The sequence below is a fragment of the Arthrobacter sp. Cr_A7 genome, from assembly GCF_029222765.1.
Taxonomy (GTDB): domain Bacteria; phylum Actinomycetota; class Actinomycetes; order Actinomycetales; family Micrococcaceae; genus Arthrobacter.
In genome coordinates this window covers 1-9,272 of sequence record NZ_JARHXQ010000236.1, presented here as the reverse complement: position 1 = coordinate 9,272, position 9,272 = coordinate 1, and the positions used below count along the sequence as shown (strand labels likewise).

8 protein-coding genes are annotated in these 9,272 nt (G+C 61.0%); 4 read left to right on the top strand and 4 right to left on the bottom strand.

The features are described 5' to 3' along the window. Positions 1–227: 227 nt before the first annotated feature. Positions 228–1,187, top strand: a complete 960-nt coding sequence (locus P2Q66_RS13995) for an AraC family transcriptional regulator (protein ID WP_275729029.1) — start codon at positions 228–230, stop codon at positions 1,185–1,187. 448 nt (positions 1,188–1,635) lie between these two features. Next, entirely contained in the window at positions 1,636–2,523 is an 888-nt protein-coding gene (locus tag P2Q66_RS13990; protein WP_275729027.1) for a hypothetical protein, read from the top strand. Between the two features lie 424 nt (positions 2,524–2,947). Here the strand turns inward: P2Q66_RS13990 and P2Q66_RS13985 are convergent, their stop codons facing one another. Continuing rightward, the gene (locus P2Q66_RS13985; protein ID WP_275729025.1) at positions 2,948–3,979 is read right to left on the bottom strand and encodes a PDDEXK nuclease domain-containing protein; all 1,032 of its coding nucleotides are present in this window, start codon (positions 3,977–3,979) and stop codon (positions 2,948–2,950) included. Positions 3,980–4,293: 314 nt separating this feature from the next. Between P2Q66_RS13985 and P2Q66_RS13980 the strand changes: the two genes are divergently transcribed. Next, a complete protein-coding gene (locus P2Q66_RS13980) occupies positions 4,294–4,974 on the top strand; it encodes a helicase associated domain-containing protein (RefSeq protein ID WP_275729022.1) in 681 nt (226 codons plus the stop codon). 61 nt (positions 4,975–5,035) lie between these two features. Here the strand turns inward: P2Q66_RS13980 and P2Q66_RS13975 are convergent, their stop codons facing one another. Genes P2Q66_RS13975 through P2Q66_RS13965 form a run of 3 tightly spaced genes read right to left on the bottom strand, consistent with a single transcriptional unit; the run spans position 5,036 to position 8,334 of the window. After that, positions 5,036–6,268, bottom strand: a complete 1,233-nt coding sequence (locus P2Q66_RS13975; RefSeq protein WP_275729021.1) for a hypothetical protein — start codon at positions 6,266–6,268, stop codon at positions 5,036–5,038. A 30-nt stretch (positions 6,269–6,298) separates the two neighbouring features. After that, positions 6,299–7,936, bottom strand: coding sequence for a relaxase/mobilization nuclease domain-containing protein (locus P2Q66_RS13970; RefSeq protein ID WP_275729020.1), 1,638 nt, complete (start codon positions 7,934–7,936; stop codon positions 6,299–6,301). 5 nt (positions 7,937–7,941) lie between these two features. Then, positions 7,942–8,334 carry a MobC family plasmid mobilization relaxosome protein gene (locus P2Q66_RS13965; RefSeq protein WP_275729017.1) on the bottom strand — a complete coding sequence of 131 codons (393 nt, stop codon included), beginning with the start codon at positions 8,332–8,334 and terminating at the stop codon, positions 7,942–7,944. A 268-nt stretch (positions 8,335–8,602) separates the two neighbouring features. On the opposite strand from P2Q66_RS13965, the gene P2Q66_RS13960 reads away from it, so the two are divergent. After that, entirely contained in the window at positions 8,603–8,911 is a 309-nt protein-coding gene (locus P2Q66_RS13960; protein WP_275729014.1) for a hypothetical protein, read from the top strand. Positions 8,912–9,272 lie beyond the last annotated feature (361 nt).

Below are 9,272 nucleotides of genomic sequence, written 5' to 3'. Positions count from 1 at the left end.
TATTCTCTGTTTCATTGACGAAATGCGGCCGATCCGATTCGGCGTCAAACAGTTAGTTCGCACCGCTGAGAACCTACCTGCCGCAGCACGGGCTGCGGCGGGTAGCTCATCGACGATCCGCGACGTCCTTCATGTGTGAGCTGCAGCAACGAATAGCGTCCGCAACCCCTGACGTCTTCGGACCGCCCGGTGCCAACCGTCGAAAATTGGGGCGTATTGTTATTGGCATGCGAGTGGAACAAAGCCGTTTCTCGACGCTGTCAGTTCCAGCTGGCGAGCGTAGCGCGGCGTGGGTTGACTACTGTCGAGAGCACGTAACGGCATTTCGCGTGCGCCCTCTGGGCACCGACAAGGACATCAAGTTTCTCGCCGCAATGACAATATTTCCCGAGTTGAGCATCATCGAACTGGCCGGAGACGGAAACGTCTGCGAACGAACACCGGAACTCATCGCGGCCGCGCCAGCTCACATGATCATGGTGGCAGTGCTGCTCCGCGGAAACTCGTTCATTTACCATCCCACTCGAATTGACGCCATCAGCACCGGCGACGCTTCGATCTTCGACTCCGATGTACCCTGCGCCTACGGAAGCACAGATGGATACCGCGAGGTTGTTATTTGCATGTCGCGGAAATCGTTCACAGCGCGATATGGTGACACCCGTCCGATCGAACCCCTGGTCCTGCACACAGCCGACCCGTCGGGCCTCACTGAGCGAGCAGACAGATTGGCTCGACTGTCCCGAACCAACCTCGTCGACGATCCCGAGGCTGCGCAAACCGTCGCGGCCCATGCTTATGACCTCCTCGACGAAATCCTCGGCCGTCCGCGAGGAGTAGCGGCTAGCTACTGGATCGCGGCCTGCGCCTACATCCGCCGGAACCTACATGATCCTGGCCTCTCCGTGGGGACAGTAGCTGCTGCCGTAGAACTCAGTGAACGACAGCTCGCCCGCGTTTTTGCGTCGCACGAAACGACAGTGGCGCGGATGATCATCGACAAACGGATGCGAGCCGCCCACGATCGAGTCACTGATCCCGAATTGAGGTCCCGTCCGATCTCAGTGATCGCTCGAGAGCTAGGGTTCACGTCGCTCTCTCATTTCGGACGAACATTCCGCCAGACCTTCGGCATCTCACCTCAGAGCCTCCGCTCGACTGTTGACGGGGAACAGACGTCGGTCTGACCATTTCACTGGAATACTCCGTTCGACAATTTCAGTCAAGCAACTCGTCCATTTGCGTCAGATCCGTTCTGTGGCCTGCTCCCGTTTTAGATTTTCTCGACGGGAACCGAGGCGAAAAGAGCAGGACGGAGTACGCGTGCGCGACTCTCCGCGAGAACCTCCGCCACAGTCGACAAGAAAACGGCTTTCGAAGGCAAGTAGCTTTCGAACGCCCAGTGAGTGTTTGATCACAGGCAAACAAGCCGCGCACTAGCAAAGGAGCATGGGCATGCGAGGACTCGGGTTCGTGATGTACAACCACCAGAACGCTGTGGGCTTCGGAAACGCTGCTTTGCAGAAGCTATCGGCCGCCGAGTAACCGCTCTTCTTGCGAAGCCCCCCATCGCGGAGGGAAGTATTAGATCCCGGATTCTGCGCTAACCGGCGAAATCAACCGAGAGGAAACACAGTGCATACGTCTTTTCAACTTGAAAGAGGCCTCTTTGACGTACGCCTCAGCGGCGCCAGCGTGGACTTTGAGCAACTCTTTCCCGATTGGGGGAGCCACGATCGTGTGGCGGTCTTGGTCGATAAGCCGTTCGGTGTCCTCGGTGCGAGCCTCTACGTTCAAGCAGCGATCACCCGCTATTTCGACTACCGCCGAGACAATTACAGTGACTTCGAACGTCTCCTTGAGATGGACGGCGAGCGAAAGGCTGTTGACGAAGCTGACCTTGAATTGAAAGGGAAACCAGGAGATCCGCTCGCGATGGCTGAGCGGGGTCAGGTGCCCTATCCGGAGTATGCGGAGATTTACGCGCTCCACATTGGACAGCTACGCGGGGATCACACTGGTATGGACGTCACCCCGACTCATCGCGAGCGGGTCGTGAACAGGAATTTTCGGGCTATCACAGAAGCCCTTGCAGACCTCGCGATAACTCGGTTGGTCATTCCCGATTCTGTTCCAGAGTCTGCAGCCGTTGCATGGGAAGTTCGTGCTGTGCTTCGAGAACGAATCAGGAGTGTGCTTATCTATGACGCGTCAGGAAAAGTCCATGACCCCAACATCGAAATTCGAGGAACTTCCTCCGTTGTGGAGCAGAACCCCGATGTTGTATTGAACTGGCAGCCGACGATCGAGCGCTTGGAAGTTTTCCTTCAGACTGTCGACTCCTCCTACGTTCGTCGTGGGGTTGCCCGCATGAAAGAGCGTCAGCCTGAAGTTTCAGAAGAGACGCGAAGGAGGCTCGTCAAAGAGAGAGCCGAAAGTCTGATCGATGGCTTGCGCGTTGAAACGTATCGAAGCGTCAGCCTGCAGCAAGGACTCGACACCATCGCTGGACTCGTGAGTTGAATAGTAGCGATATTCGCTATCGCACTCAGCAATCGACGCGAGAGCCAACGTATGCCCGTGCTAGCGGCGAGCTGACGATCGATACCGACGATGTGGTCGAGGCTGCGCCCTCGACCCTGGTCGTTGGCATCAATTAGGACCACCACCGGAGACTGCAAGATGCCGCCAAATAAAGCGAGCAGTCACAGCACACCCCAGCCTGACGTCAGTAAGTCCCCACTGAGCCGTCAGAATAGAGTGCGATTCGGCATTTCGGCACTCGGCGGTGAGCGGGTCCTAGACTTCAATTGGACGTTTACTCAAGCCTTCTTGCCCCCCCCCTATGCGCGGTATTGCAAGTTCCACCGAGACAGGTCAGGCGGGATGGCTCGAGCGCGAGATACTGAATTGTGCAGACAGTGTCTGCACAATTCGTCGATGTCGCTTATTCGTTGTCGAGATCTAGCGCGGTGACTATCGCTTCGGGCGACGGAAGGGCCTGTTGTTCGGCCTTGGGGAGCGTGTCATAGGTGTAGGAAGCAACTGCCAGCGGCTGTGCCGAGCCGTCCAAGGCGTATCGGACAGTGTGCTGGTTCTTGGATCCGCATACAAGTATTCCTACCGCCGGGCGCTGCCTGGGGAGTCTGATCTTGTCGTTGACGACAGAGACGTAGAAGTTCAACTGCCCGAGGTGTTCCGGCTTGAACTTGCCGGCTTTCAACTCCACCACGACATACCGGTCGGTGGGTATGTGGTACAGCAGGAGGTCGATGTAGAAGTCGTCGCCCCCGACTTCGAGATGGACTTGGCGGCCGGCGAACGCCATTCCTGTTCCGAATTCCATGAGTGTTTGGGCCATGCGCAAAGTCATGGCTTCTTCGATGGCAGCCTCGTCAGCTTCTGATGTCAGGCCCAGGAAGTCCAGCACCAAGGGGTCTTTGGCGACTTCGCGTGCCAGGGCTGTGCCCTCTCCGGGAAGACGCGCCTCGAGATTATTGGGTGCGGAGCCTTCGCGTTCGTGAAGTCGGGAGGCTATTTGGTGCTCCAGGACTGAAAGAGTCCACCCATAACGTGCGGATCGGTGGGCGTACCATTCACGCAGTTCTTGGTCCCGCAATTGGTCAAGCAGGGCGACGTTGTGGCTCCAACTGATTTGTGCAGACACTGTCTGCACAAATTCATCCGGGCCTACCCATGCCTCCGCAAGGGCACGCATGTAGTACAGGTTTCTGCGCGAGAACCCCTTCATGTCCGGGAATTCCCGGCGCAGGTCATCGGCCAAGCGGCCGAGGACCTTGCTCCCCCACGGTTCCGACTGCTGCCGCTCCAGGATTGTGCGGCCGATCTTCCAATAGAGTTCGATCATTGCCGCGTTCACTACTCGCTGTGCACGGAGCCGAGCGGAAGCAACCAAAGTCTTCAGGGACGCGAGAGTCCCTGCGTAGTCGCTCGGCAGTTCAGGCTCAATTGAAGGCACGCATCCCACCCTAACCGCTCGCCCGACAACCTCTGGATCCCCTCAACGGGGCAATAGTCCAAAGAGCTTTGGACCATTGCCCCGTTCCCGACGAGGGTAAGCCGCATACGGTTCCGGGGCTCAACCCCTAGCAGCTGCTTTTGCGCCACAGGCTGTGGCACAACCAGGAGATCTCAGCTGGACTCGCGGCTGGCCTGCAGCAAGACACCCCTGTTTGGTGCCCTCCAGCATGTTAGGAGGGCTGCGCAGGATTCCTCAGTAGATTATTTTGAAGGAGAACATAGGGGGAAGACCGTGGCTGAATTTCACCAAGCATGAGCGATGCCCGGCGCGCCGCTCCTCACCCTGAGTGGGTAGATATGTACCGGCGGGGTATCCCTCCATCGAGGATCGCGGTGCTGGATTCGGCTCCGGTCACCACCGTGCGCTATCACCTGCAGGTAGCGAAGAAGATTGAACCCGAGCTCGAGGCAGAACACGCGGCAGCGCTGCCGAAGAAGGCTCCGGGCCCGTCCGAGGCAGCTCTGCAAAGGATGCAGGACCTTATTTCCTTCTACTGGAGGGAGGGGCGGTTGCCGGTCGCCCATGCCAAGTCACCGCGGGAGCAGGCCCTCAACAGCTGGCTTTACCTTAGGCGCCGAGAATCAGCACAGGGCACCCTCTCCCCCGCTGTCCGGGACGGGCTTGATGTGATTCCCGGTTGGGATCAACCCTCCCCTAAGAAGGCTGAGGATGAGGCCCGGTGGCAGAAGCGTTTTCGGCAGGTGAAGGACCTTCGGGATGCTGGCGGTGACTGGCCGCGTCATCAGAAGACGCCGGATGCGGACGAACGCGTCTTGGGTGTGTGGCTGCATGGTCAGCGGATCAATTACAACCAGGGGAGGATGGCCGCGGAGAAGGAAGCACTGCTCAACGAGCATCTGCCCGGGTGGCGCGAAGGCAGGCGCCGCACCGGCGGCCGACGACGGAGACCGGATAACCTGGGTGCCAGCTGAACCGTGAAGCCAAGGGGAGGGGCTGCGCTTTGGCAGTCCTTCCCCTTGGCTGGCCGTTGGGTTATCTGCTGAGGCCGCTCTTGGACCTTTCGGCTCCGACGGCTGCCCCTGCACGGGTCTTCCTGGCTTTGGCCGCGCCTTTGCCCATGGTGACGGCGGCGCTGGGGTGGGTGCTTTCGCTGCGTGCCGCAGTGAGCCGCCCGCGGATTTGGGCTTCATTGGCGCCGGTGTCCTCCAGGGACTCCGCGAATTTTGCGTGGTGTTCGGCTGAACCGTAGCCGTTAGCTGATGCGGTTTCTGCTGTGAGTGCCTGGTCTTTAAGTGGGCTGCTGTCGTTGCCTGTGACGCGGTTTTCGATCTCGCGGCCGACGCCTTCGAGTCGGGCGAAGAGTTCCTTCTCTGCCCGTTCATACCGTTGTTCCATGGATGCGAATTGAGAGCCTGGGAATCCGCCTTCGGCCAGGAGCTTGGCTTCGTGCATTTCCTTGGCTGCTTTCACGAACTGGGGATCCTTGAAGTGGGATTCGCCGGCACCGGTGAAGTTCGCGGTGGTTTCTTTGCGCAGCTGCTCAATGTCGGGGCCGTTGATGCCGTCCTTGCCAATGAGGAACAGCCGCTCTTTGATGTCGGTGTCTGCAGCCGCAGCAGCTTTGGGCGTTTTGGCGTTGTGGGCGCGCTGCAGGGCCTGTGCCAGTTCGGGGTTGGCCAGGTACTCCATGGGTACCTGGTGGCGCTCCATTTCAGGTGCCAGTTTCGTTGCCTGGGCGCGGAGTTCTTCTGCCTGTGCGGCCGCGATCAGCTGCATGGCTTTCTCGTGTTCGGCAGCGGCTTTCCGTGCTTCTTCCTGGTTGCGTGCCAGCTCGTCCAGCCGTGCCTTCTCGGTTGCGATGGTCGCGATTCCCGATTCAAGGTAGGCGGTGTCCGTGCCGACGTCGTGTGTGTCGATACCGTACCGGGCGAGGACTTCTTCGCGGATCTTCGCGGAGGCTTCAAGTGCGGCAGGGTCGTGGTCTTTCCAGGTCTCAGCGACGGCGTGTGCCGTGGCGATGTCGGCTGGCTGTGCCTTGTTCCACCACTCATCCTTCTGTACGGGTGCGAGGACAGCGAGGGCTGAGCTCCGTTCAGCAGCAAGGCGCGCCTGGGCTTCGTGCGCCGCCTGCGCGTCCAGGTGTTCCTGCTGTCGCTGGGCTTCCTGCCGGCGGCGGGCCAGCGTCTCTGCGATGCGTGAGGCGATCATCAGGGATTGCCGCATTCCGTTGTCGAAAAGGTCGTCGATGCCGTCTGATTCACTCATGGTGTTCCCCTTGCCCTAGTGGTGTGATTCTTATCGGTCGAGTCCCGGCCCGGTATCGCGGCTGGGCTGATAGGTCTTCGCCGGTGTCGCGGGTGTAGGTCTTGTGGGGACCACTGAACCGGGACGGATCGGGGCCATGCCGCGGCGGGCAATATCAACTGCCCTCGGTCGCGCCGCAGTCGCTTCGGCCGGCTGTTGCTCTGCTCCTACAAGGACCGGCTTGGGCATCGTCGCAGTGAACGGGGCCAGCTGGTTTTCGACCACTGATCGGATGCGCTGGGCTTCCCGGGCACGGCCGGACTGGGCGTGCATTTCGTACACCGCGAAGGCGGTGTTGATCAGCTGCACCATGAGCGCTGTTTGAGCGGCCGTTTTGTTCTTGCTCGACGCTGCCATGAACAACATGGCCGTGCCGGCAATGGATGGCAGCGCGACGGGTTTGCCGTGCTGACGGGGTGCCCGAAGTTGGGCCGTGCGGGACAGTTCGGCAGCTGTGGTGGCCAGCGGCCCTGGCGTAGCCTCCAGCCGGTATGACCAGGCTGCAAAGGCACCGGAAACCTCACGCGCTGCTTTCGCCCAGGTCGCGTGATCGTCACGTGGAATGGTGCGCAGCTGGTCAGCCAGTGCTGTTGCGTTGCGGGTGTATTCCACCCACACATCAGCTGAAGGGGTTGCGTTCTCGGGACCGGTCTTGGAGACCTTGCGTTTGTTGCGCGCGGCCGCGTTCCATTCCGCTGCGGCCTCGGTAGCCAGGTGCGGTGAGTCCATCCATTCCTTACGCAAGGCACCGAGCTTCAGGTCGGACGCGAGCGTGCCGCCGCCGAACCAAATAGGCCGCTCTCCCGGCTTGGGGCGCTCCGCGACGGAGTAGCCAATGATGACGTCCGTGGTGTTCTTCGCATAGCGCGGCCGCACCAGCAGTCCGGTGTCCCGGGCGCGGCGGACGAACTCAGCTTCTGTCGCTGATGCGCTGGCGCTGGCGCGCACCTTCCTGGCCAGGGAGGCACGGTGCATTTCGCGGTCGTCCCGGACAGCGGTGGCCTTTTCGGCCCGGTCGTAGCCGCGGGTGGCGTGCACACTAGAGAGCTCTTCGAGCCCGTACTTGGTTTCCAGTTCGCGGCAGGTCTGTTGTGCGCGTTTGTAGTCGCCATGGGTGGAGGCTTTGGTGCCGTCTTCGCGGACGAGGGACACGGCGATGTGGATGTGGTGGTTGCCGTTCTCGCTCGTTCCGTGGTTGATCGCGACCCACCGGCACTGGGCTTTTCCACTGGCCTCGGTAAACCCCATGGCGTCGACGAAGTCGTTCGCGATGTCACCCCACTGCTGATCCGTCAAGGCACCCTCTTCGGCACGGAGACTCAGCGAACAGTGCCACACATCGGCGTGCTTGTGGCCGTTCGGTACACGCTCTTTCTTGACCGGGTCCCAGCGGAAATCCTTCTGCAAGACCTCCACGCCGAAGGCCTTGCGCGGCTGGTCCAAGTGCTTCGCGATCGCGATCGCGTCGTCCTTGTCCAGGACGCCGTCGTCGTACCACGCCATGATCGCCGCATCCCCCGCGACCAGGTGCGGGTCGGTGTGCGCGTTCTTCGTCTTATCAGCATCCGTCGAAGCCAGGTAAAGCATGAGCCCCGACATCCGGGAGCCGCGGGTGATGTTCGGAATCATCGCCCCTACATCAGCCCCTCGATCGTCCGGTCAATCCGCATCGCAACCTCGCGCACATACTCCAACGCTGCCTTCGCGTCCTGGGGGAACTCGTCGCCTGCGTTCGCGTGCCGGGCGATCTGGTTCACGTTGTTCGACACCCGGGCCAACAACGTATGGATCGCCATCAGCTCGGCCATCGCCGCCCTGCGCTCGGTCGGCATCTCCGACGACTCCGACAACGCAGCGGTCAGCAGCAGGTTCGGGACCGTCACCTTCTGCCGCGCAGCCTTCGCAATCAGGGCCGCTTCCTCCTCCGCGGTCACCCACACATCGCGGCGCTTCTTCGTCCCCGCCGGAGCATTCGCCCGGCGCCGCCTGGACAGCGGGGAACGCGGCTTTTCATTCTCGTCCGACACGCACTCCCCCAATCCCTTCAACGGCCCGGCACTTCAAAAGCCCAGCGCAGCGACCCCGAAACCGGGGACCACACAAGCCAGTGTGCCAAGCGAACAACCGCAGGGCCGTGAGCGACACGCCATTTACACCCGTGTAAACGTATAGCTTGCTCCGCCGGATTCAGGTGGCAACTCTTTTCCTGCCCCTGGTGGGTTGTCGGTCGGGAAGTGGCACGCCGCTGCGCGTCGGTGCCCGAAAAGAGGGACGACCTGTGGTTACGGTTGGTGCATGCCAACCATTGATATTGAACAGACCCGCAATCAGGCACGCGCCCTCTTGGACTCACGCATCGAATCCGTCACTAACTTGGTAAAGGCCAGGCAACGCATCACGGACCTGCGTGAGCAGCTCGCCGACGCTGAACGCGAGGACAAGCGCGCCTACGTGCGCGCAACTAAAGACGGGTGGAGCCCCGAGGAGCTAAAGAAGCTTGGGCTTGAATCCGGCGCCGCAACGCGACGTCGGAAACCGGCCGCCACCCGATCAATGGCCGATGATTCGCCGTCCTCTGACGGTGGGGCTACAGGGGCTGAGTAGGATTGCCCCTCGCCCACATGGGCACGGCAAAAGCTAAATCCTCCGGGCTTTTCCCGCACACATGTGGACGACTGGACCCACCCTGACCGGCTGCACACAATCGCCGGCTCGCCGCTGTGGGAATGTCACCACCGGGACCGGCGACTGTGCACAGCCTGGGAACGCGCGCGGTCACCAACGGGCCGGCTTTCCCATGGACCAAGAGCGCCGTTGCCGGCGAACCAAAGCCTCGGCAGGGCTTCTTACAGCGGGGACAACATATGTCCAGCACCGAGGGGCGGTGTTGGGCTGGAACCGGAACCGCCCGCGGTGGATGATTCCTGGAGCTGCGGTGTTGTGTTTGGCTACCACCAGTTGACGC